This is a genomic window from Gilliamella sp. G0441 (genome assembly GCF_050589305.1).
Lineage (GTDB): Bacteria > Pseudomonadota > Gammaproteobacteria > Enterobacterales > Orbaceae > Gilliamella.
In genome coordinates, this window is the sequence record NZ_JBNRJF010000001.1 from 372539 (window position 1) to 395912 (window position 23374).

Genomic DNA, 23374 nt, shown 5'->3' on the forward strand with positions numbered 1-23374 from the left:
AAATTTATTAAAAAATATAATTCAAAAAAGATTCGTTATTTCTAATTTTCAATCATTGCATTAAAACGGTTGGGAAACGTATGTTATTAAAAAATGTTAGGATTAAACGATATTTCCATATTACGAAAAAAATATTAAATCACTATTGTTTTATCATTATGTTAATTAGCTCAACAACCTATGCTTTAGATGCTAAAACAGCTCAAGTTATTCAAGGTACTGCGCCTTATTTTACTCAACCTGACTTAGTGGGTTATGAAGGTGCTCGTGAATACGATAAAGCAAATTTTATTTATTTTGGCGTAAAATTTAATGGTACGACCTATTCGGGAATGAATGATTTAAACATAGCAATAAAACAATCTGGATTTCCTGCTGTCGACCCAAACAAAACGACACCAAATCAACTGTTAGCGCTGCTAAAATCCAATTATGGATTAGCAGGGACATTATTACCTTTTAACCCTATGTTAGTTGACAGTGATAGAAAGAATGTTGCTGATGATGAAGGTGATCTACCAATTAAAATAAATCCACCAGAGGCAGGATTAAATATCGAATGGTTTTACCGCTCCATCAATCAATCTTTTTTATTACTTGAACCTGATAGAAATAGAACCTTTTGTGAACTAGCACGATTAGGTTGGAATCCTTATATCCGAATATCAGGACCTGTTGTGCTAGTTACTGAATTTGGTGTGCCCAACTTTAGAGTTTATGCAAATCCTAAACACGACTTCTTTATTTATAATGCGATAAAACCCACAGTGTGCGCTGCTAAACCGTCTATAGCTTACTCATTTGTTTTCGAAGGTCGAGATTATACGGGAGACTGGGCTAAACTGACTTGGGGTGAAGATAACGAATACACCTATGATTCAGGTCTCGTGAATAAGGTACGATCAGGCGGTTTTCCAACAACTGGATTTGATCATGCCCAATTCACCATGTCTTTTGCAGGTGTTCCATTTGATTTATCAACCATTTCAACATCAACAAACTCTAATGGTGTAAATCTGACAACAAATCTTCTTAAAGATAATGATATTGATGACTACTTAGTTAATACAGCGCTTCAATTTCATTTAACTGGTAAAGCGACTAACAAACCGACTTTTTCAATTAAGTCCAATGATAATGAAATATACTCTTTTACAATTAATAAATGGTTTGTCACATCTAATTTGAGTGCAACAACTTATGACCAAAGTTCACAGGCTTGCCAAGGTAATTATGTTGTTCCAACAATTGAAGACTTTACCAATAGTGATCAAACACTCATCACTTCAGGAGCGTGTAAATCAGATAACAATTCTAATAATTGTTTGGCAGTCAACAGTAATCATTATTATCGAAAAGTTGGAAATAGTCTTTTTGCTGAATGGGGTGATATCACCAATGAACAAAATCAATATTATCATGCTTATCCGGGTAATAACTTTCCTAAAAATATTTTATATTGGACATCTGAACAAAGGGATATGAATAATCAATATGCCGTAGGACCATCTATAGGTGCGATTGAATGGATAGCAAAAGATGAACCAATTAATTTTGTTTGTGTGTTGAAATAAGTAATTCTACGTCTAATATTTATTGTTAAAACACATTTTTTATATGTGGAAAAAACAAAAAAGCTAAATGTTTTTCAAGAAATAGAAGGATTAAAGATTATTGAATGAAAGTCAATTTTAGACACCATTTGTTAAGACTTAGGTTTAATCTTATGAGAAATATAGGAATTATTAATTGTTTATGTTTAGAAAAGCAGAATAAATGGCTGGGGTACCAGGATTCGAACCTGGGCATGGCGGGATCAAAACCCGCTGCCTTACCGCTTGGCTATACCCCAATATTATTCAGGAAAAAGATATCTAGTGGTACGGGTAGTGAGATTTGAACTCGCACACCTTTTCGGAACTAGAACCTGAATCTAGCGCGTCTACCAATTCCGCCATACCCGTATTGGAATACTCAAGAAAGTAACAAACAGAGATAAAACAGATTAACTAATAGATACCAAAAAACGCAGATTGGAATGGCTGGGGTACCAGGATTCGAACCTGGGCGTGGCGGGATCAAAACCCGCTGCCTTACCGCTTGGCTATACCCCAATAAAGGATAACATTAAGATTAAAATGGTGCGGGTGAAGGGACTTGAACCCCCACGCCTCGCGGCGCCAGAACCTAAATCTGGTGCGTCTACCAATTTCGCCACACCCGCATGATATACTTCCGGTAAAAGTATAACTTAATCTTAATGGTGGCTACGACGGGATTCGAACCTGTGACCCCATCATTATGAGTGATGTGCTCTAACCAGCTGAGCTACGTAGCCATTTCATTCGCAACGTCATAACCAACACTGCGAGGCGCATTATGCTTGTGTTACGGCAAATCGTCAACCCTTTTTTTAAGATATTTTAAAAAAAAGTGATGAGTGATTAAGTTACAATCAGATCCAGTTTAATAACGCTTCATTTCGTTTTTTTTGTAACTCAATACCAATTGATTTACCCGTATATCCTTCGGCAATAATATTCTTTACATCGACATCATTAGCGATGTGATAAGCTTTTTCAAGATATTCGGCTTGCGGAAAGGTATTCTGTTTACTCAACGCTTCACTCGCTATAACTAACTGTCTAAGGTGTTGGGGATTACGCCAGACATCAATACCATTAAACAAATTCAATATTTCTTCAGTCGTAAGTTTCTCAGCATTAGCAACTTTCTTCCAATATTGTTGAACCATGAGCGCCATTTTAGAATAATGGTTAGGGACCTTAATTTGATTACATAATAGTTCAACCGATTTTTTATCAGCTAAATTGCCACATAAAACACTAAAACGAATAGTAAGCTCTTTGGTTAGTTGTACCGATTTTTTTAAAGCATCGATTAAATCATCAGATAAATTTAATGTTGGAAATAAAATTGAAAGCGCACCACACTGCTCTAGAACTTGAAAATAAATTTGAGGATCTTCCGTCGATAGAGCTTTTTCAGTTTCTTTCCAAACGCGTTCAGCAGTAAGAAAGCTAACTTCGCCTATTGAAACCATCTCTTTCATTAAATCCATGGTCTGATGCGCAATGACAAAACCTAATTTATGGTAGCGAGCAGCAAATCGCGCGACTCGCAAAATACGTAAAGGATCTTCTCTAAACGCAACAGACACATGTCGTAATAATTTATGATTAAGGTCATCAACACCATGATAAGGATCCACAATATTGCCCTTATCATCCATAGCAATGGCATTGATAGTTAAATCTCGACGGATTAAATCTTGTTCTAAGGTGATATCTTTACCGAAATCACAAATGAATCCATTATATCCTTTACCAGATTTACGCTCTGTACGAGCCAAAGCGTATTCTTCTTTAGTTATAGGATGTAAAAAAACGGGAAAATCTCTACCAACTTGTTCAAATCCTAATGATATAAGTTCATCAGGGGTCGCCCCTACCACTACCCAATCATTATCGATTACAGGTAATCCAAGAAGTTTATCTCGAACGGAGCCACCAACAAGGTAGATTTCACTCATTTTAACGCATCCAACGGTCTTTTTTACGGCGACGAGGAAGAATGATCGGTAAAATGAGACCCAACAAGAATCCGCCACCAGCAACAAGCCCACCATATGTAAACCAAGTAATGATAAGGTCACGGCGTTTATCATCAACTTGATTTAGCATTGATTCCAATTGCGCTCCCTGTGTTTTTACTTGCGATTCTAATTCACTATTTTTACGTTTTAATGTTTGAACCAATTCTTCAGATGTGCGTAATTTCTGAACATAATCACTGACCATTTTTTGTTGATACTGCTCGGCATTATCAACTTTATCTTTATATTCAGCTATTTTTGCTTCTAAATCAGGAATACGTGTTTTTAGACTAGGCTGATCGCTCAGCTTGGCTGTTTCAATCCAAGCAGCATTACCATTTTTAAGCTGGATTCTTGTGTATTTACCGTCTGCGCTTCTTTCAAACGCATTGACTTTAGAACCACTTTTAATGGTACCAGAAAAAGCATGTTGCTGACTTGGACCACGTCGTAAATAAACTTCAACTTCATCGACAACATATTTTTCAACAGCACTAGCATTGAAAGCTAATGCAATAAAAGAAATAAGAGTAATAATATTCTGTTTTTTCATAAAAATTCAACTAATCATCCATAAATATTTACATAATAACATAAAAAATTATCTTTTCGCATAATCATTTTACTATTTATGCTTTTAAATTAATCATTACGAATTCATTCCGATGAATGGAAACGATTACATTTTTATGCGATCTGAATCACACATTAAAAAAAATGTTATTCCCCTATTAAAAAATAATCGATATCTTATTTCAAAAGACATAAACTTTGGAGTATTTATGAACTATCGCCTTAATAACAACCGTATAGATATCCTTTTACGCACTACCCCCTATGCTGAACTTTGCTACTTTGGAAAACGATTACATCACTTTCAACCAGAAAATGTTGAAATGTGTATGTCTGCTGTTCCCAATTCACGTATTGATGTCAATGTACCATTTACGCTTTGCCCTGAAGAAGGATTAGGTAATTTTAGTACACCAGGTCTTGAAGGGCATAGAAATGGTAAAGATTGGTCTCCCGTTTTTAAAACAAAAGAAGTTATTGAAAATGATAATAATATTACTATTATCAGTGAAGATGAAATAGTCAATTTACGTTTAACCTGTCAGTTTATTCTTGATAATAGTGGTGTTTTACAATGTAAAAATAGTTTAACAAATTTAGGTGAGCAACCTTATCAAGTAAACCGACTTTCAATCACCATCCCCATTCCCGAAAGAGCACAAGAATTAATGGCTTTCCACGGTCGTTGGATAAAAGAATTTTACCCACATAGAACAAAAATAGAACACTGCGGATATTTACAAGAAAATCGCCGAGGAAGAACTTCACATGAATACTTTCCAGGAATGATTGTTGGTACAAATGGATTTAAAGAACAAACTGGCGAAGTTTGGGGATTTCATTTAGGTTGGAGCGGTAATCATCGTATTCAAGTTGCGGTAAAAAGCAATGGTAAACGTTTTATTCAGGCAGAAGCGCTATATCTTGCAGGTGAAATATCGTTAGCCAAAGGTGAAACACTTGATACACCTTGGCTATATAGTACATATAGTGATGAAGGTTTAAATAAAATGAGCCATCATTTCCATCAATATTTACGCAACAATATAATTAATTTTCCACAAAATAAAGCTCGTCCGGTACATTTAAATACTTGGGAAGGCATCTTTTTTGACCATAACCCCGATTACATCATGAAGATGGCAACAAAAGCGGCACAAATTGGTGTTGAACGTTTTATTATTGATGATGGCTGGTTCGGAAAACGAGACGATGACTATCAAGGTTTAGGAGACTGGTATCTTGATGAACGAAAATATCCTAATGGTCTTGAGCCGGTGATAAAACATGTGAAAGATCTCGGTATGGAATTTGGTATATGGGTTGAACCTGAGATGATCAATAAAAATTCAGATCTTTATCGTGCTCATCCTGATTGGTTACTTGAATTATCGGGGTATCAACAGCCAGAAGGTCGTCATCAATATTTACTTGATTTGCAAAATCCTGATGTGTTTGATTATTTACTTGAAAGATTAACTTGGTTGTTGGGTAGTTATGATATAGATTATATCAAATGGGATATGAATCGAGAAATTGTTCAACCTGGTCACAATGGCAATCCAGCTATCGTTGGACAAACAAAAGCATTGTATCGTTTACTCGATATTTTACGTAAAAAATTTCCTAATGTTGAAATTGAATCATGTTCATCTGGTGGTGGTCGAATAGACTATGAAATTTTGAAAAGGACTCAACGTTTTTGGGCTTCAGATTCTAATGATGCATTAGATAGACAAACGATTCAACGAGGCATGAGTTACTTCTTTCCTCCTGAAGTGATGGGCGCGCACATTGGTGGTGCTTTGTGTCACACCACGTTTCGTGAACTCGATATGAATCTTCGGGGACTAACAGCTTTATTTGGTCATATGGGCGTTGAACTTGATCCGGTTAAAGAGTCAGAAAAAGAACAACAAGCTTTTTCCCACTATATAAATTTACATAAAAAATTACGTCATTTATTGCATAATGGTAAAAGTTATCGCTTAGATGTCGATGATAGCCTTGCAATGCAAAGTTATGGGGTTGTAAGTGAAGATCAAACAGAAGCAGCGTTTATTATTGCACAGTTGATTTTACCCACTTATGCTTTAAGTGGAAACTTACGCTTAACAGGTTTACTTGCAGATAAATTTTACAGGATTGAAATTCTTGATATGCCAGACAATATTGATCCTAAAATTAATGGGCATGTAATGAAAGCACTACCTCGCTGGATGACTGTTCAAACAACATTATCAGGAGAATGGTTAATGAATATTGGCTTACCTTTACCTGTTTTAGACCCAGCGACAGCAATGTTAATTAGTCTTAGAAAAGAATAACTTTAAAGACATTACAAATAATTTACAATTTTAAAAAATTTGAAACAGAACCTAATTTTTAATTCAATTTGTTAACAAATTTTAAGGTGAACCGATTCAGGTGTAAATCGAGTTATTGGCAAATAGACTTTTTTACTTTATTATAATTAATTAGGAATAATAACAAGTTAAGTCAAATTTCTAGAGTATTATAAACTGAATCAACTTAAAGATGTAAGTAAAAGATATTTTAAATGAAGGTTCCCTCCCGCTTTACAAGCCTTTTCGTTTTTATCGTTGATATTCGACAATGCTCTATGTTGACAAACTTTAATTATAAAAATTACAGAACACAGGTATAGTTTCAGTAATCATTTTTAGTTGAAGTAATTTATGAAAAAGGTTTTTTTTATGGCGACAATAAAAGATGTTGCATATTTAGCAAAAGTTTCAGTTGCAACAGTATCTCGCGTTATTAATAACGCAAATAATGTTAGTGATAATACGCGAGAAATCGTAAAAAAAGCCATGGAAACTTTAAATTACTATCCAGATGCTAATGCACGAGCGTTATCACAACAAAATTCTAATACTATCGGTATTGTCGTTGCGGATGTTTCCGATCCATTTTTCGGTTATATGGTCACAACCGTTGAAAAAGTCGCATCTCGAACTGGACATTTTTTGTTGATCGGTAATGGTTATCATAATGAAAAACAGGAATATAATGCCATTACTCAACTTATCGAGCATCGTTGTTCATCATTAGTTGTTCATGCGAAAATGTTGACAGATGAAACCCTCATCAAATTAATGCAACAAGTTCCTGGAATGGTTTTGATAAACCGAATTATTAAAGGATATGAAAAACGTTGTATCGCTTTAGATGATCGTTATGGATCATATTTAGGTGTAAAACATTTGATTCAAAATGGTCACAAAAAAATTGGGTATTTATGTTCTGATCATGAAATTACAGATTCTTCAGATCGTTTAAATGGCTACAAGGATGCATTAACAGAACACAATATAGAAATCGATCACAATCTTATCGCCTTTTCATCACCAAATGAATTAGGCGGAGAACAAGCCATGAAATCATTGTTAGAACGAAACCGCAAAATAACTGCCGTTGCTTGTTATAACGACTCTATGGCTGCCGGAGCGATGTCCATCTTATATGATAACGATTTAAAAATTCCCACCGATGTATCAATAATTGGCTTCGATGACATTTTAATTGCTAATTATCTGCATCCCAAATTAACAACCGTGAGATATCCATTACATGCAATGGCTGAACAAGCTGCTGAACTAGCATTAATTCTAGCCAAAGGTGAAGAGCCATCAAGCAATTTAGTAAACGTGTTTTCACCTACGTTAACCAAACGCTATTCCGTCAGTTCTATAGGTTAAATTATCTATATATATGCTATAAACTCATCTTAACGTTGTTAAGATGAAACACTTTTAGTATGTAAATTTAGTATTTTGTTTTTATTTTATCAAAAAGCTAAAGCTTTAAATCAAATTAAAACTTTATTCATTGAAACCCATTCCTGCTATCGTAATAGTTTCCGATTCAAAAAAAGTATAGAGACTCATATCTGCTCATGTAAACTTTATAAATAAAATCAGACTTGATTAAACAGTTTAATATTGACAGATTAAGTCTCTATGACATTATAAAAAATTAAAACCACACTTCAGTCTGTACACCAAAACTAATTTGGCGTTTTTTGCCATTAAATTCAAATTTACTAATATCATTATTTAATGACTCAATATAAGAAAGATAAAAACGAATGTCAGGTCGTGAAGATAAAATACTTTCCCCTACTTTAAACGAATGATACAACGTTGTTTTATACCCCTCTTCTTTATAAGTTTTTCCATTAACTTTATTTTTTTGGTTAAAGTAACCAAATTCAACACCACTTTGATTATATTGATCCCAAATATAAGCTGGTCTTACTGCTGACTTAAAACTGGTAAAATCGGTATGAGGTAAATTTAAATCATAAGAATAAACATCTTTACCAGTTGTTAAAGCTAACGCATGCGCCATGATAACATTATCAGATAAATACGCCTCGCCTTCTGAAACTAATCGATAAGCTTTACCACCAGTATGTTTACCTATATAGTCGTTATTCGCATTAGCAGCAAATTCAGGATTATTGGTGTTGATATTGGCTAAATGAGATGCAACGGAATTGGTTGCTGTCTGTAATGTTAACTGATTAAACCCACCCAGGAAATTATTTTGGCGTAAAACAACGCTTCCTACCCAAGCATTTTTAATAGTGACATCATCTTGAAGTTTCGATTTGTTTGGCGCTGAATATCGAGCATTAACCGCAAAAAAAGCATCTTTCCATAAAGGAATATCTCGGTAACGCACTTCAATTTCATTGACATCAACATCTTCATGTTTGACTTTTATTTCATCTGTTCCGGCTATTTTTTTATTAACTTTCACGTTCACATCAGCACGCAATAGCGCTAAATCAAGTTTACCAACACCTATTTCCAGATTTTCAACACCAACACCGCCACCAGCTGGAGATTTTTGTGTTTTCCAATCCAGCATTTGAATTTCATTATACGGTAAAGAGTGCTTACCTACCCACAAAGTCGCTTCAGGAAAGTGAGGAACAAATCCTTTAGTTGCTAAGTAGATATCAGAAAACTGCATAATATTGTCGTCTTGTGTATTGAATAAACCTGCTGCTTTATCGGTTGCCACATTACCATCAATCATGACAATTGCATCAACCCGATGACCATCTTGATCATAAACTTTTTGTTTAAAGACGAGATCATACCAACCTCCATATTCATTCCCAAAGCGGCCTAAAGCACCTTCAGCATAATTTTTTGGTTTACCATTGGTGGATGTTGACCAACCACCACGGAAATATCCATTAAAGGAGAAACCAATTTCTTCTTTAATATAATCTTTGAATTCTGTTAAAGTGAATGACTTTTTATACTCAACAGTTTCATTATCTATGACATCGACAGGATTATGATTAACTAACACAATTTGTCTATCATTATTAGGATGCGTAATACCGACTGGTTGTAAATCAACTGATTTTTGTTGTTTAATTGCAGCGGTATGAATTTTAATTTCTTTTTGTTGATTATTAATAACCAACTGTTGTTTCTGTAAGTTTTGATTTAACTGTGCTATTTGCTTATTTGATTCAATTATCTGTTTTTTCAAATCAATTGACTCTTTTGTCAGACTAATTAACCTTTGCTCTAATGAATTAATTCTAGCTTCTAATTCATCTTGAGAAGCTGCCATCGCATTTGGCAAATAAAACAAACTAAGCAGAGTAATTAATACAATTCGTTTTGGTTTTACTTTATATCCAGATTTTGATAAGTATTTCATTTTTTCCCACTCATTATTGATTAATTCATTAATACATCTCATAAATTTGAGACAAAAAAAAACCTAAAGAATAGGTAATCACTATTCTTTAGGTTTTGCCCGCTTTATATCGGTAGCAATCCAACAGCTAATAATAAGCACTTTCAATATAACAAAGAAAAAAAATGATTCAAAAATTAAATCCTATTGTTGTGACTTAAATCACATTAATACTGAAAATATTATCTTATACATAATTTGTTACCGTATACAAAAAAAACTATTAAAAATAATCAAAAAACATTAAATTTTATATATGTATCCGATTACACAAATGATATATTGATCACTGTTTTATTATTTAATTTATTTATAATGAATACGCATTCAAAAATTAGTTAGATTAACGTAAATCATTTGGTACTAAATTGTTAAGATTAAAATGGTGAAAAAATGAATCTCTCTTTAGATGCAATCATAAACAGAAATGATTGGAATAATTTATCTGTTCTAAGTATTAATAGGCTTCAGACGCATCCTAAATTCCACAGTTGGCGTGATAAATTACAAGCTAAAAATAATATTGATTCTGAATCAATATTATCTTTAAATGGCGATTGGTTTTTTAGCTATTTTGATAATCCCAAACAAGTGCCAGAATCATGGTTAGAGAAAGAAATAGACACTAAAACTATTCCTGTTCCATCCAATTGGCAATTACATGGCTATGATGTGCCAGTCTACACCAATATACGTTATCCATTCCCCTATAACCCTCCATTTGTTCCAGATGATAATCCTACCGGTTGTTATTCTCGTTATATCAATATTACCCAAGCATGGCTTGAAAAAGGTGAAACAAGAATTATTTTTGACGGTGTCGGATCTGCTTTTCATCTTTGGTGTAATGGTCAATGGGTTGGTTATTCACAAGATAGTCGGATAGCAGCAGAATTCGATTTAACACCTTATTTAAAAATTGGACAAAATAGAATAGCAGTATTAGTTTTAAAATGGTGTGACGGAAGCTATCTAGAAGATCAAGATATGTGGCGCTTAAGTGGTATCTTTCGAAACGTATCGCTGTTGAATAAACCTAAATCACACCTTAAAAATATACAAATTGAAACAGCTCTTGATGCATGTTATCAAAATGCTACATTAAATGTTCAAGTTGACGTTAAACACAATGAAAACATGGATCAACTTAATATTGGGATTGAATTATGGGAAAAAGATGAATTAATTTCGGGACAATTTCAACTAATTGGTACCGAAATTATTGATGAAAAAGGAAATTATCATGATCGCCTGTTTTGTCATATTCCGGTTACCTCACCGAAATTATGGAGTGCTGAAACACCAAATCTTTATCGTATCGTAATCAGTTTATATCATAAAAAGGTCGGACTAATTGAATCCGAAGCTTACAATGTTGGTTTTCGAGTTGTGGAGATCAAACATGGTCAACTTTGTATAAACGGTAAACCTTTACTCATTAAAGGAACCAATCGCCATGAATTTTATCCTGCGTTAGGTTATGCCATAACAGAAGACGCAATGCTGCATGATATAAAATTAATTAAGCAGCATAACTTTAATGCCGTACGTTGCAGCCATTATCCGAATGATCCTCGCTGGTACGAACTTTGTGACCAGTACGGTCTTTATTTGGTTGATGAAGCCAATATAGAATCTCATGGTATGTTCCCTATGTCCCGTTTATCAGATGATCCTTATTGGCTAGCGGCTTATAGTGAACGAGTTACACGCATGGTGCAACGGGATCGCAATCACCCATCTATTATTATCTGGTCACTGGGTAATGAATCCGGACATGGTTCATCACATGATGCACTATATGCTTGGATCAAAAGTAATGATCCTACACGACCTGTTCAATATGAAGGTGGTGGGGCAAATACGGCTGCTACCGATATTATTTGCCCTATGTACGCTCGAGTAGACCAAGATCAAGTTCATCCCAAAGTACCTAAATGGGCAATTAAAAAATGGATTTCACTACCCGATGAACATCGCCCATTAATTTTATGTGAGTATGCACATGCTATGGGTAACAGTCTCGGCGCGTTTTATAAATACTGGCAAGCTTTTAGACAGTACCCACGATTACAAGGAGGTTTTATATGGGAATGGGCAGATCATGGCATTGGTTGCCGTACCTCATCGGGGGAAAATTATTGGGCTTACGGTGGAGATTTTGGCGAGGCCTATCACGATAGACAATTTTGTTTAGATGGTTTAGTCTTTCCTGATCGAAAACCACATCCAAGCTTAATCGAAGCCAAAAAAGTTCAACAACCTTTTCAATTCAAACTCATTAGTCAAAAACCGTTAATTGTTGAAATTACGAATGAATATTTATTTCGTCAAACTGATAATGAATTGTTGCAATGGGAGATCTTGATCGACGGCAAAAAACAAAAAAACGGTCAAATTACATTAAATATGCAACCAGATAGTACGCTAAGAATAAAATTACTAGAAAGTTTGCCTAATTATATCAATTGTGAAGATGTCCATCTTTCTGTCATTATCATTCAAAAAGAAGAGACACCTTGGTCACCGGTGGGGCACCTTGTCGCATGGGAACAGTGGCGACTTGAAAACGTATTCATTCCACCTCTTAAGTTAAGCAAATTGAGAACATCAATGACATTAGAGGAAAATAAAAACAATTATTTGATTTCTCATCAAAGTCAAAATTGGTTATTTGATAAAACTACAGGTTATCTTAGTCAATGGACTAAAAATGATAAACCCTTATTGGCTTCACCATTTTGTGACCAATTTATCCGAGCAGCGATTGACAACGATATTGGTATCAGTGGCGACTTTGATAGCAATAATAATCCATTTGCATGGGTTGAACAGTGGAAAGCTGCTGGTTATTTTGATCTAAGCCATAAATGTCTTGGTATGCAAGCTTCACAATCATCTAGCAATATTATTATCGAAGTGTTACACGGCTATTTTGTCGAAAGCCAGAGAGTTATTCAAAGCAAATGGATTTATCAATTTGATCAGCATGGTTGTTTAACATTATCTGTTGAAGTAGATATTGCCAATAATATGCCTGCTCCTGCTCGTATTGGTTTAACCTATCAACTTACTGAAATCCCAGAAAAAGTTGAATGGTTAGGATTAGGTCCCCATGAAAATTATCCCGACCGCAAAGACTCAGCTATTTTTTGTAGATGGTCATTACCATTTTCTGAACTTTATACACCTTATATCTATCCTTGTGAAAATGGTCTACGCTGTGATGTAAAAAAATTACAACTTAACGAAATGACAATTACAGGTCAGCAATTTCAATTTAACATCAACCAATATGGTACAAAACAATTGATGGCTGTTACCCATCGCCATCTTTTGGTTCCGGAACCTTATGCTTATGTCAGTATTGATGCCTTTCATATGGGCGTTGGTGGCGATGACTCATGGACACCAAACGTTCATCCAGAATTTTTATTGACCAATAAACATTATCGTTATCAATTAACCTTTGAGGTTAACTAAGAAGATTGCTAATGCAATAAGGTAATAACTATAAGACATAATATTTTATGCCTTATAGTTATGTACTTTATATGAAAATCAATTACAAATAATTAAATATCCGAATTTTGGAGCAAAGATTTAAACAATTTGAAACTGTTTTAATTAACACCATCAAATAATTTGTCTAACTCTTCAATAAAAGCTTGTTCAGGAAGATGATAAAAAATACCGTGCTCAGGCATACCTCGTAAAAATAGATAATAAATTCCGCCAAAATGAGTTTGATATTGATAATTAGGCAATCGTTTTTTTAAAAAACGATGCAACGCAAGGCTATAAAGTTGATATTGCAATTCATAGCGATGTTCACACATCACTCTTTCTAATGCTTTTGGCCCATAATCCTCCGCAGAATAACCTAGCCAATTTGATTTATAATCAACAATATAATATTTACCTTGATATTCAAACACTAAATCAATAAATCCTTTTAGCATACCTTGTACTGTTTCAAAATTGAGCATAGGACATTGAGAAGATAAGTTATCATAGGTTTTACAAATACTATCAAGTTGTTCACAACTTATTGCTTGACGTATAGGAAAATAAAATTGTAATTCATTAATACATTTTCCTGTTAATACATTTGATAGAACTAAACCGTGTTGATTGAGATTTGTGGATAATATTTGGTGTAACCATTCTAATAAAATCGGTTGCCAAGATTTATCTAAATTAAGTTTTACAATCGTATCGCTACATAATGCTTCGATATTCTTCTCTGAGAGATTTTCCATTATATGATGCAGTAATGTACCAACATAAGCCCCTTTGGGAAAATGATGAATATCATATTTTAACGCTGTCTCTAAAGCAGTTTGAGATTCTATCGGCTCTTCATCCCAATCGTCTGTTATTTCTGGATTGACCATCACAATAGGATGCTGTTTTTGCAGTTCGGTATAACTTGTTACACGCCAATGATTATCAAGTTTTCGTTTAAATACATTAGCCGTTAAAGATTGGTTTGGTTGATGACTAGTTGTGTATTTATCACTGATCAGCGGTAATTCCACTTGAATTAAATCACCCATTTCAGCAATATTTTTCAACTCATCCTTTAAAAGATAATGAATCGCTGATTGATTCTTCTTCATTGAAGCAAGACCAATACTACAATGATAAACTGATCGCGTCATTGCCACATAGAGTAATCGTAAGTCTTCAGCTATGCGTTCATCTTCTATCTGTTGCTTTATTTCATCTGTTAATAACCAAGCATAAGTTTGCTGAAAATCGTTATTTTTGTCATGATAAAATTGCGTATCTGCAACACGATATTGGCAGATAAAAGGTAACCAGACTAGAGGAAACTCTAAACCTTTTGATTTATGAATAGTGATAATCTTGATAAGATTTTCATCACTTTCAAGGCGCTGTTCGTGATTTTCGATATTAAAATCAGGATTAACAATCTGTTTTGTTAACCAGCGTACTAAGGCGTGTGGGCTATCTAAATCATCCGCTGCTTCTTGTAACAACTCACCTAAATGCATAAAGTTAGTTAAGATTCGCTCACCATCTTGCCGAGCCAGAATATTTTCCGCTAAATGACGTTTTTTCATCATTCGACGCAACATCACTAATACACCATAATACTGCCAGGTAACCTGATACTGCTTAAATTCTTCTACTAAACTTTCCCATTTATCTTGATCCTCGGTGATTTGTTCAAGCTCAGACATCGTCTGTCCTAATAACACTGTCATCATAGCCAAACGTAAAGCGGCTTCATTTTCTGGCATCAATACTGCTTGTAAAAGGCAAAGTACATCCTTTGCTTCATCAGATTCAAACACACTATTACGATTGGATAAATAGACACTTTTGAGACCACAGACGGCTAATTTTTGCTGAATAATCTCAGCCTCTCTACCCGTTCGTACTAAAATCGCTATATCCGAAGTCGATATTGGACGATAAGCCTTACTATCACCAATCAAAATTGAAGTGTCAGATAACCAATGAACTATTTGCTTAGCACAACAATTTGCCATCTGTTCTTGATAATCCGCTTTGGTTGTCACCTCTTCAGGCAATAAATAAGCGGTTAAAGCATTTGCTTCTTGTTCCCTAATTAGTAATGATTTTTGCTTATTTTTTTCTGCACAATTCATTGGTAAAAAAGGAATATCATTAAAAACAAACGGATTTTCATGGTAAGCAAATAATTGATTCACTGCTTTTACCATAGCTGATGAGGAACGATGATTCACATCCATCGTAAAATAGTTATCACCAGTTGAACGTTTTGCCTTAAGATAAGTAAAAATATCCGCACCACGAAAACTATAAATAGCTTGTTTAGGATCGCCTATAAATAGCAACCCCGTGTCAACACGTTTATTATCATAAATACGATCGAAGATTTGGTATTGAATCGGATCAGTATCTTGAAATTCATCAATTAACGCAACCCGATATTTACTTGAAATACTTTGTGCTAATCGTTTCCCTGTTCGTGTTACTAACGCCCGATTAAGCTGCCAAAGCAAGTCATTAAAACTTATCTCAGTGCGTTTAATTTTCTCATCATAAATGCCCTTTTGGATTATGGCTACAATATCCATTAGAATATGGCTTCGCAAATCCAGTTTACGCTTATGTAACATCTCAATTTCAGTAAAAACAAAATGATTTGGAACGGTTTTTCCTTCTTTTGTTTTACTCGTCAGAACGGATTGACAAAATTTCTCTAGCTCATTAGGTAACACAAAAGTGTGGGTTGTACTGTTTGCCCATTCTGAGACTTTTGCAAGCCAAATAGGCAAATATCGGCTACTATAGGATTGTTTACTAACTCCTGATTGATTAATGATATCCGCTAATTGATCAACATGCTTTAACCACGCTTTTTTTACCGTTTCAATCATTTTAAAATTTTGCTGATAAAATTCAGCTATAGCTTCGGCAACATTGAGGTTTAACTCAGTTTTCTCGTTATAGGTTTTCGATAAATAAGGCGTAATATCGGCTAATAATTCCGTCGGGTCTTTCCAACAGTCTCGAACTAAATAAACATATGATTTTTCAAGTGGTGTAAAATAGTAACGCCAGAAATCTTGCACGACTTGTAATTGCAATTGATACTCATCAGTAACTAATTTTTGTTCAAACAGCACTCCTGATTCGAACGCATGGCTAGTCAGTATTCTTTGACAGAAACTATGAATCGTGTAAATTGCTGCGTCATCCATTGATTGTAGAGCATCAGTTAGCCGTTGAATCGCTTGTTGACGATCAATAATTAATGCTATTAGTTGCTGATAAATAGGATCATCATGTTCACCATTTAATAATGCAAGCCTTAATTCTTGTATGTTTTGTCTTATACGTGAACGTAACTCTTGAGTGGCTGCTTTAGTAAACGTCACCACTAAAATTTGGCTAACATCAAGTGGTGTTGGATAGCTATTTTCGCCAATGCCAAGCAATAACCTTAAATATATAAAGGCAAGCGAATAAGTTTTACCAGTACCTGCCGATGCTTCGATTAATGTTCGACCTGTTAACGGTAAATCAAAGAGATTGAGTTTTCTTACTCCGCCTGATGAAACCATTCAAGCTTTCCAATATTTGTTGTTAACTCAATGCAGGCAATTGATGCCGTAGGAAACATTGGTGGAGCGACATCAGGACAAAGTTCATTAACCAAATATCCAACTAATGGAAGATGTGAAACAATAATCACTTGCTCGACACCTTGAGAAGGAAATGTCGATAATAAATTGGCGATATAGGTAGGATTACCACCTGGAACTAAAAGTTTTTCAGTTTCGACTTTTAAAACAGAGACTTGTGTCGATAATTCTGCCAGTGTTTGCTGGGCACGTAAATAAGGGCTAACTAAACCAAGATCAAATTGGAAACGTTGCTGTTTAAGCCACAGCCCTGCATGGTTTGCTTGACGAATTCCATAAGGAGTAAGGGAACGGCTTGAATCAGATGAAGCAGAATAACCTGCTTCACCATGCCGCATTATACAAACTTTCATTTATATCCAATTAGCGTAATTTTAATTGAAAAATCAGACATTCAGCACCACAACAAAAAGTAAATTTTGCCGTTAATTTAAAACCACCGTCAACTTTGTCAATACTACTGTTAATTTCGCAAGGCTCAGTTGCAACATCTTTTGCAGCTTGAGTTAAAGATGCTAATTTAGCTTGAGCTTCAGGCTCTGTCGCAAATACATGCTCGTACTCAGCGGTGCAATCTTCATTATCTATGATTGTGCCAACATCTACGCAACAACAAGCTGGAGTATCATTTGCTTTACATTTATTTAGAGAATCTGTCATGCCTTACCTCTGTTTTACCGATTAAATTGACAGTAGTATACTCTCAATCATATCTAAGGGCAAAATTCTCATCATGATTTATTTAGAATAGCTTTACTTTGATAACATTTTTTAAAAGATAAAACAGCCTTGTTATTGACTAAACGGAATCAAGAATCCAAGTGGTGATTTGAATTTTTTCAAATCAAAAAAATTAAAATAAACCTTGTCTATATGTCAGTAACGTTCATCAGCAAATAAACGATCAGTTGATAGTTAACTTTGCCTTATTTTCAGTTCTGTTAAAGTATTCTTTTGTTATGAATCCAAATCCGTTTAACCATGAAGGCGTACAACTTAGATTATTGCGATTGAATTTGATTGAGATAGTTAATGTTTCGGTAATTTTAAAAAGATTTAGAGCATGCACAAAATAAAAAAACCTCTACCAGATGGTAGAGGTTATGATGATTAAAATTTAGGTGCAGATAAACGACCGCGTTTTTTTGCAAAACTTTTATCGTTCGATTCTGCTCGGTTACTTTTACGTCCCCGTTTGGCATCAGACTGAGCACCGCTTACTAAACTCATTTTCATTGGTTGATTAAGTACACGGACTTTTTCCAAATGTTTAAGGATGTCTTTTGGCATTCCTTTTGGTAACTCAACCGTTGAATGGGTTTCATAAAGTTTAATGTTACCAATATAACGGCTACTAATATCCGCTTCATTAGCAATAGCGCCAACAATGTGACGAACTTCAATACCGTTCTCTTTACCAATTTCAATACGATACATATCCATGTCACCCACATCACGTCGTTCCCGGCGTTTTGGTGATTCTCGATTATCACCTCGTAGTCGACGCTCGCCACCACGATTATCTCGATCACGATTTTCACGAGATGGTTTAAATACCGGATCAGGTGGTAAAATTAATGGACGCTCACCTTGGGCAAGCTTCAATAATGCAGTTGCAATCGTTTCAAGATCAGCACCACTTTCAGTTTGGATTTGACTTAATATTGCTTGATATTGTTCTAAATCGTTACTTTCAAGCTGTTGCTGTACTTGCTGATTAAACTTAACTAAACGACGTTTTTCTAATAATTCTTTAGAAGGTAACCCCACTTCTGGGATTGGTTTTTTAATAGTTTGCTCGATATTTTTTAGTAAACGACGTTCACGGCTATCAACAAATAAAATTGCACGACCTGCACGACCTGCACGCCCTGTTCGCCCAATGCGGTGAACATAAGATTCTGAGTCTAAAGTAATATCATAGTTAATAACTAAACTAATCCGTTCAACATCTAATCCGCGCGCTGCCACATCCGTTGCGATTAAAATGTCTAAGCGACCATTACGTAATCGATCGAGTGTTTGCTCTCTTAATTGTTGAGTCATATCACCATTTAATGCAGCACAACTATACCCATGTTTCTCAAGCACTTCAGCAACATCAAGGGTCGCTGTTTTTGTCCGCACAAAAATAATTGCCGCATCGAAATCTTCAGCTTCTAAAAAACGAATAATTGCTTCATTTTTTCGCATTCCTCGTACTAACCAATAACTTTGTTCTATATCAGGAGCAGTTTGATTGGTACCTTTAATTTGCACTTCTTTTGGGTTATGCATAAATCGTTTAGTAATACGACGAATAGGCGCAGGCATAGTTGCAGAAAATAATGCCGTCTGATGATCTTCAGGAATAGCAGCCATGATACTTTCTACATCATCAATAAAGCCCATTCTAAGCATCTCATCAGCTTCATCAAGCACTAAACCTTTAAGATTTGAAAGATCTAATGTTTTACGATTCAAATGATCCAATAATCGACCAGGGGTACCGACTACAATTTGTGGCCCTTGTTTCAAAGCACGTAATTGCACATCATAACGTTGACCACCATATAATGGTAATACTTTGATTCCTTTCATGTATTTAGAATATTCAGCACATGCATCAGCGACTTGTATCGCAAGCTCACGTGTTGGTGCTAACACTAAAAGCTGCGGCGCTTTTAAATTGGCATCAATATTCATTAAAAACGGAATTGAAAAAGCTGCGGTTTTTCCACTACCGGTTTGTGCCATTCCAAGAACATCATTACCATTTAATAATAGTGGTATACATTCGGCTTGAATTGGAGATGGTTTGCTAAAACCAAGATCATTTAACGCATTAAGGATGTCCTCAGATAAACCAAGGTCAATAAAAGAAACTTCTTTTGTCATGTAAACTCGCTTATAAATTTATGATATATATAAACTTTCTAATTAAATTATTTTCGATCGATATTACTAAATCGATATAGTTATCTAACAAAGCTAAATAACCTATTTAATTTCTGCTTTTCCATCAAATGAAAGTATATATAAATTTATGCCAGCTCACTAAATTGAAAATTTACGATTCACAACAAAAAATCAATCTCCATAATGGTTAATCAATTTAAGTCGTGAATGTTATATGGACAAAGTTAATTTTTGTACCATACTCTGATCCGATAAAGGATAAACCAATTAGTATTATCAGATATATTAGAATAACTATTGGCAAAATCAGAACTAAACTATAACAATATTTTCACTTTTAAAACTGGCATGACCCATGTTACTTTTCCTCAAGTAACTTAATTTCATAGAGTGCCTGTTGATGTTCAACAAAGTTATAAATATTATTAGCTAAAGCATATTTAAATAACATTTTGGCACGCTCATTATTACCTTTATTTTGGTAGTATTTTCCTAAATAAAAGTAGATTTCACAAAGACGCTCAGCTAATTGCCGATTATTTTCAACGTCCTCCTGAACAATTTGCATTAACTTAGATTCATTAATTTTACCTAAATAAAATGCAATGATATTGCTACCATAAATCGTTTTATCATTTAGCTGATCATAACGATTTTGTAACATATTTAATGCTGATTTTTCATCAATTTCTTTTTCAATAAGATAAAGCCAAATAATTCTAATTGGCTCGTTGGTATCATATTGATAAAATCTAACTGCATCCCTTACAGCTGATTGATAATGACCTGTACGATACAACGTAATAGCACGATTCAAATAAGCATATGCATAAGTAGAATCCAACTCTAATGTCGTGTTGAAAGACACTAAAGCAACATCAAAATCACCTTCTCTAAGCGCATAAGTACCTAAAAAGTTATAAACGTCCGGTATTTCAGGATTGTAACTTAATAGTGTCGAAAAATCTATTTGCGCAAAGGCCTTAAAACCTAATGAATCATACACAATACCCCGCTCAAAAATGAGTTGCATTCGGGTAACAGTATCAATATCTTTCCGGGATAATTGTTGGCTGATCTGAGCAATTTTCAATTCATCATCATATGAAACTTGCTCAGGAACAGCGAGCACTAAATGAGATTTTGAACAACCTGACATAAGAATAACAGCTAACATAAAGCATAAAATCCTCAGGTTGAACAGTTTCATTTTAAAACCCCTAGTGAGTAATTTTTTATTCAGCAGTTGGTATATCTTCTATTGCTGGTTCTATAGCATCCTTCATACTTAAACGAATTCTACCTTGACGGTCGATCTCAAGAACTTTCACATTCACTTCCTGACCAACCTTCAAATAATCTGCCACTTTTTCAACACGATGATCGGCTATTTGAGAAACATGAACTAATCCCTCTTTACCACCGATAATAGATACAAAAGCACCAAAATCAACAATTCGTGTTACTTTACCTGTATAAATCTTACCAATTTCAACATCAGCAACCAAATTATTGATACGCTCCATAGCATCTTTAGCTTTGTTCGCATCGGATGCTGCAATCTTAACCGTACCATCATCAGAGATTTCAATGGTTGTGCCTGTTTCTTCGGTTAATGCACGAATCGTTGCGCCACCTTTACCGATAATATCACGGATTTTATCCGGATTAATATTCATAGTGTAAATGCGTGGAGCAAATTCTGATATTTCTTGACGCGGTTTATTAATCGCTTGATCCATTACCGTTAAAATATGCAATCTTGCACCTTTCGCTTGATTAAGAGCAACTTGCATGATTTCTTTGGTGATACCTTCAATTTTGATATCCATTTGTAAGGCACTAACACCTTCACGTGTTCCGGCAACTTTAAAGTCCATATCGCCAAGATGATCTTCATCACCTAAAATATCTGATAATACGACAAATTTATCGCCTTCTTTAACTAATCCCATTGCAATACCTGCAACTGATGATTTAATTGGCACACCTGCAACCATTAGAGCAAGCGAAGCACCACAAACAGAAGCCATTGACGATGAACCATTTGATTCAGTAATTTCAGATACTACACGCACCGTATAAGGAAATTCTTCTTGGCTAGGCATAACCGCAGCTACACCTCGTTTAGCTAAACGCCCATGACCAATTTCGCGACGTTTAGGTGATCCAACCATACCTGTTTCACCGACAGAATATGGCGGGAAGTTATAATGCAATAAGAAACGTTCGGTGTATTCGCCTGTTAATTCATCAATAATCTGCGCATCACGTTCAGTACCTAATGTTGCCGTTACTAATGCTTGAGTTTCACCACGCGTGAATAAGGCGCTACCATGTGCTCTTGGCAATAAATTAGTACGGATATCCAGTGCCCGAACCATATCTTTCTCACGACCATCAATACGAGGCTCACCGGCAATAACACGCTGACGAACAATTTGACTTTCTAAATCAATAATGATGTTCATCACTTCGTTTTCATCAAGTTCTTCATCTTGTGCTTTTAAAGTGGTTAGTACATCTTCTTTGATCAGATCGATTTGCGCATAACGAGCTTGTTTTTCTGTGATGCGGTAAGCTTCACCAAGACGATCTTTCGCTAGTTCAGAAACAGCATTGTATAATGCTTCATTTTTAACTGGTGGAACCCAATCCCATTTTTCACGATTCGCTTTCGCCACAAATTCATTAATGTTATCAATGACAACTTGTTGTTGCTCATGACCTAACACAACAGCAGCTAACATTTGCTCTTCGCTTAATAAATCTGCTTCAGATTCAACCATTAATACTGCGCTTTTCGTACCAGCGACAACTAAATCTAAACGGCTATCTTGAAGTTCTTTTACTGATGGGTTTAATACAAATTCATCGTTGATTAAACCTACTCGAGCGGCACCAATAGGGCCATGGAAAGGCACACCTGACAAGCAAAGTGCAGCTGAAGCACCTATCATTGCAACTAAATCAGGACTGACATCCGGATTGACTGACACAACTGTTGCAATAATTTGAATTTCATTAACAAATCCCTCAGGAAATAATGGACGTAATGGACGGTCAATTAAACGTGCAATTAATGTTTCGCCTTCACTTGGACGTCCTTCACGTTTAAAAAATCCCCCGGGAATACGACCGGCAGCATAGGTACGTTCTTGGTAATTAACGGTTAAAGGAAAAAAGTCTTGCCCTTCTTTGACTTTTTTATTAGCAACTACCGTAACAAATACAGCGGTATCGTCCATATTAACCATGACCGCAGCCGATGCTTGACGTGCTAAAATACCTGTTTCTAAAGTAACAGTGTGACGTCCATATTGAAATTTTTGATATGTTGGATTAAACAAAATAATATCCTCTTGTTAAT

The 23374-nt window shown here is 35.0% G+C and carries 13 protein-coding genes and 5 tRNA genes; 4 read left to right on the forward strand and 14 right to left on the reverse strand.

Annotation, left to right across the window (positions count from 1 at the left end):
* Positions 1-158: 158 nt before the first annotated feature.
* Positions 159-1574: a hypothetical protein gene (locus ACKJXD_RS01595; RefSeq protein WP_294825881.1), complete on the forward strand. Its 1416-nt coding sequence runs from the start codon at positions 159-161 to the stop codon at positions 1572-1574.
* 203 nt (positions 1575-1777) lie between these two features.
* Here the strand turns inward: ACKJXD_RS01595 and ACKJXD_RS01600 are convergent.
* From ACKJXD_RS01600 to ACKJXD_RS01630, 7 genes are all read right to left on the reverse strand, one after another.
* Positions 1778-1852, reverse strand: a tRNA-Gln gene (locus ACKJXD_RS01600).
* Between the two features lie 26 nt (positions 1853-1878).
* Positions 1879-1964, reverse strand: a tRNA-Leu gene (locus ACKJXD_RS01605).
* Positions 1965-2039: 75 nt separating this feature from the next.
* Positions 2040-2114 (reverse strand) — tRNA-Gln (locus ACKJXD_RS01610).
* A 25-nt stretch (positions 2115-2139) separates the two neighbouring features.
* Positions 2140-2224, reverse strand: a tRNA-Leu gene (locus ACKJXD_RS01615).
* A 37-nt stretch (positions 2225-2261) separates the two neighbouring features.
* Positions 2262-2338: transfer RNA gene (locus ACKJXD_RS01620), tRNA-Met, on the reverse strand.
* A 117-nt stretch (positions 2339-2455) separates the two neighbouring features.
* Positions 2456-3553, reverse strand: a complete 1098-nt coding sequence (locus ACKJXD_RS01625) for a multifunctional CCA tRNA nucleotidyl transferase/2'3'-cyclic phosphodiesterase/2'nucleotidase/phosphatase (RefSeq protein WP_430875332.1) — start codon at positions 3551-3553, stop codon at positions 2456-2458.
* Position 3554: 1 nt separating this feature from the next.
* Positions 3555-4169: a TIGR04211 family SH3 domain-containing protein gene (locus ACKJXD_RS01630; RefSeq protein WP_220215482.1), complete on the reverse strand. Its 615-nt coding sequence runs from the start codon at positions 4167-4169 to the stop codon at positions 3555-3557.
* A 229-nt stretch (positions 4170-4398) separates the two neighbouring features.
* Between ACKJXD_RS01630 and ACKJXD_RS01635 the strand changes: the two genes are divergently transcribed.
* Both ACKJXD_RS01635 and ACKJXD_RS01640 read left to right on the forward strand, forming a co-directional pair.
* Positions 4399-6516, forward strand: coding sequence for an alpha-galactosidase (locus tag ACKJXD_RS01635; protein ID WP_430875333.1), 2118 nt, complete (start codon positions 4399-4401; stop codon positions 6514-6516).
* A gap of 390 nt (positions 6517-6906) precedes the next feature.
* Complete coding sequence (locus ACKJXD_RS01640) at positions 6907-7911, forward strand: substrate-binding domain-containing protein (protein ID WP_294829365.1); 1005 nt, start codon at positions 6907-6909, stop codon at positions 7909-7911.
* A gap of 277 nt (positions 7912-8188) precedes the next feature.
* On the opposite strand, the gene ACKJXD_RS01645 is transcribed toward ACKJXD_RS01640, so the two are convergent.
* Positions 8189-9901, reverse strand: a complete 1713-nt coding sequence (locus ACKJXD_RS01645; RefSeq protein ID WP_220215485.1) for a carbohydrate porin — start codon at positions 9899-9901, stop codon at positions 8189-8191.
* 432 nt (positions 9902-10333) lie between these two features.
* On the opposite strand from ACKJXD_RS01645, the gene ACKJXD_RS01650 reads away from it, so the two are divergent.
* Positions 10334-13423, forward strand: coding sequence for a beta-galactosidase (locus tag ACKJXD_RS01650; protein ID WP_430875334.1), 3090 nt, complete (start codon positions 10334-10336; stop codon positions 13421-13423).
* Between the two features lie 140 nt (positions 13424-13563).
* On the opposite strand, the gene recB is transcribed toward ACKJXD_RS01650, so the two are convergent.
* The 6 genes from recB to pnp form a co-directional block, all read right to left on the reverse strand.
* The gene (gene recB, locus ACKJXD_RS01655) at positions 13564-17025 is read right to left on the reverse strand and encodes an exodeoxyribonuclease V subunit beta (protein WP_430875335.1); all 3462 of its coding nucleotides are present in this window, start codon (positions 17023-17025) and stop codon (positions 13564-13566) included.
* Positions 17004-17459, reverse strand: coding sequence for a phosphohistidine phosphatase SixA (sixA, locus tag ACKJXD_RS01660; protein WP_430875336.1), 456 nt, complete (start codon positions 17457-17459; stop codon positions 17004-17006). Before sixA ends, recB begins: the two co-directional genes overlap by 22 nt.
* Positions 17460-17469: 10 nt before the next feature.
* Positions 17470-17766: a YfcZ/YiiS family protein gene (locus ACKJXD_RS01665; protein WP_220215489.1), complete on the reverse strand. Its 297-nt coding sequence runs from the start codon at positions 17764-17766 to the stop codon at positions 17470-17472.
* Positions 17767-18216: 450 nt separating this feature from the next.
* The gene (locus ACKJXD_RS01670; protein WP_430875337.1) at positions 18217-19983 is read right to left on the reverse strand and encodes a DEAD/DEAH family ATP-dependent RNA helicase; all 1767 of its coding nucleotides are present in this window, start codon (positions 19981-19983) and stop codon (positions 18217-18219) included.
* Positions 19984-20362: 379 nt separating this feature from the next.
* Complete coding sequence (gene nlpI, locus ACKJXD_RS01675; RefSeq protein WP_430875338.1) at positions 20363-21181, reverse strand: lipoprotein NlpI; 819 nt, start codon at positions 21179-21181, stop codon at positions 20363-20365.
* Between the two features lie 58 nt (positions 21182-21239).
* Positions 21240-23354, reverse strand: a complete 2115-nt coding sequence (gene pnp, locus ACKJXD_RS01680) for a polyribonucleotide nucleotidyltransferase (protein WP_430875339.1) — start codon at positions 23352-23354, stop codon at positions 21240-21242.
* Positions 23355-23374 lie beyond the last annotated feature (20 nt).

Bases quoted from the DNA above. Each gene is read 5' to 3' on its own strand.
- nlpI (WP_430875338.1), bottom strand. From the start codon at position 21,181: ATGTTAGCTGTTATTCTTATGTCAGGTTGTTCAAAATCTCATTTAGTG.
- ACKJXD_RS01640 (WP_294829365.1), top strand. From the start codon at position 6,907: ATGGCGACAATAAAAGATGTTGCATATTTAGCAAAAGTTTCAGTTGCA.
- ACKJXD_RS01645 (WP_220215485.1), bottom strand. From the start codon at position 9,901: ATGAAATACTTATCAAAATCTGGATATAAAGTAAAACCAAAACGAATT.
- ACKJXD_RS01630 (WP_220215482.1), bottom strand. From the start codon at position 4,169: ATGAAAAAACAGAATATTATTACTCTTATTTCTTTTATTGCATTAGCT.
- ACKJXD_RS01650 (WP_430875334.1), top strand. From the start codon at position 10,334: ATGAATCTCTCTTTAGATGCAATCATAAACAGAAATGATTGGAATAAT.
- sixA (WP_430875336.1), bottom strand. From the start codon at position 17,459: ATGAAAGTTTGTATAATGCGGCATGGTGAAGCAGGTTATTCTGCTTCA.
- ACKJXD_RS01625 (WP_430875332.1), bottom strand. From the start codon at position 3,553: ATGAGTGAAATCTACCTTGTTGGTGGCTCCGTTCGAGATAAACTTCTT.
- ACKJXD_RS01595 (WP_294825881.1), top strand. From the start codon at position 159: ATGTTAATTAGCTCAACAACCTATGCTTTAGATGCTAAAACAGCTCAA.
- ACKJXD_RS01635 (WP_430875333.1), top strand. From the start codon at position 4,399: ATGAACTATCGCCTTAATAACAACCGTATAGATATCCTTTTACGCACT.
- ACKJXD_RS01670 (WP_430875337.1), bottom strand. From the start codon at position 19,983: ATGACAAAAGAAGTTTCTTTTATTGACCTTGGTTTATCTGAGGACATC.
- ACKJXD_RS01665 (WP_220215489.1), bottom strand. From the start codon at position 17,766: ATGACAGATTCTCTAAATAAATGTAAAGCAAATGATACTCCAGCTTGT.
- recB (WP_430875335.1), bottom strand. From the start codon at position 17,025: ATGGTTTCATCAGGCGGAGTAAGAAAACTCAATCTCTTTGATTTACCG.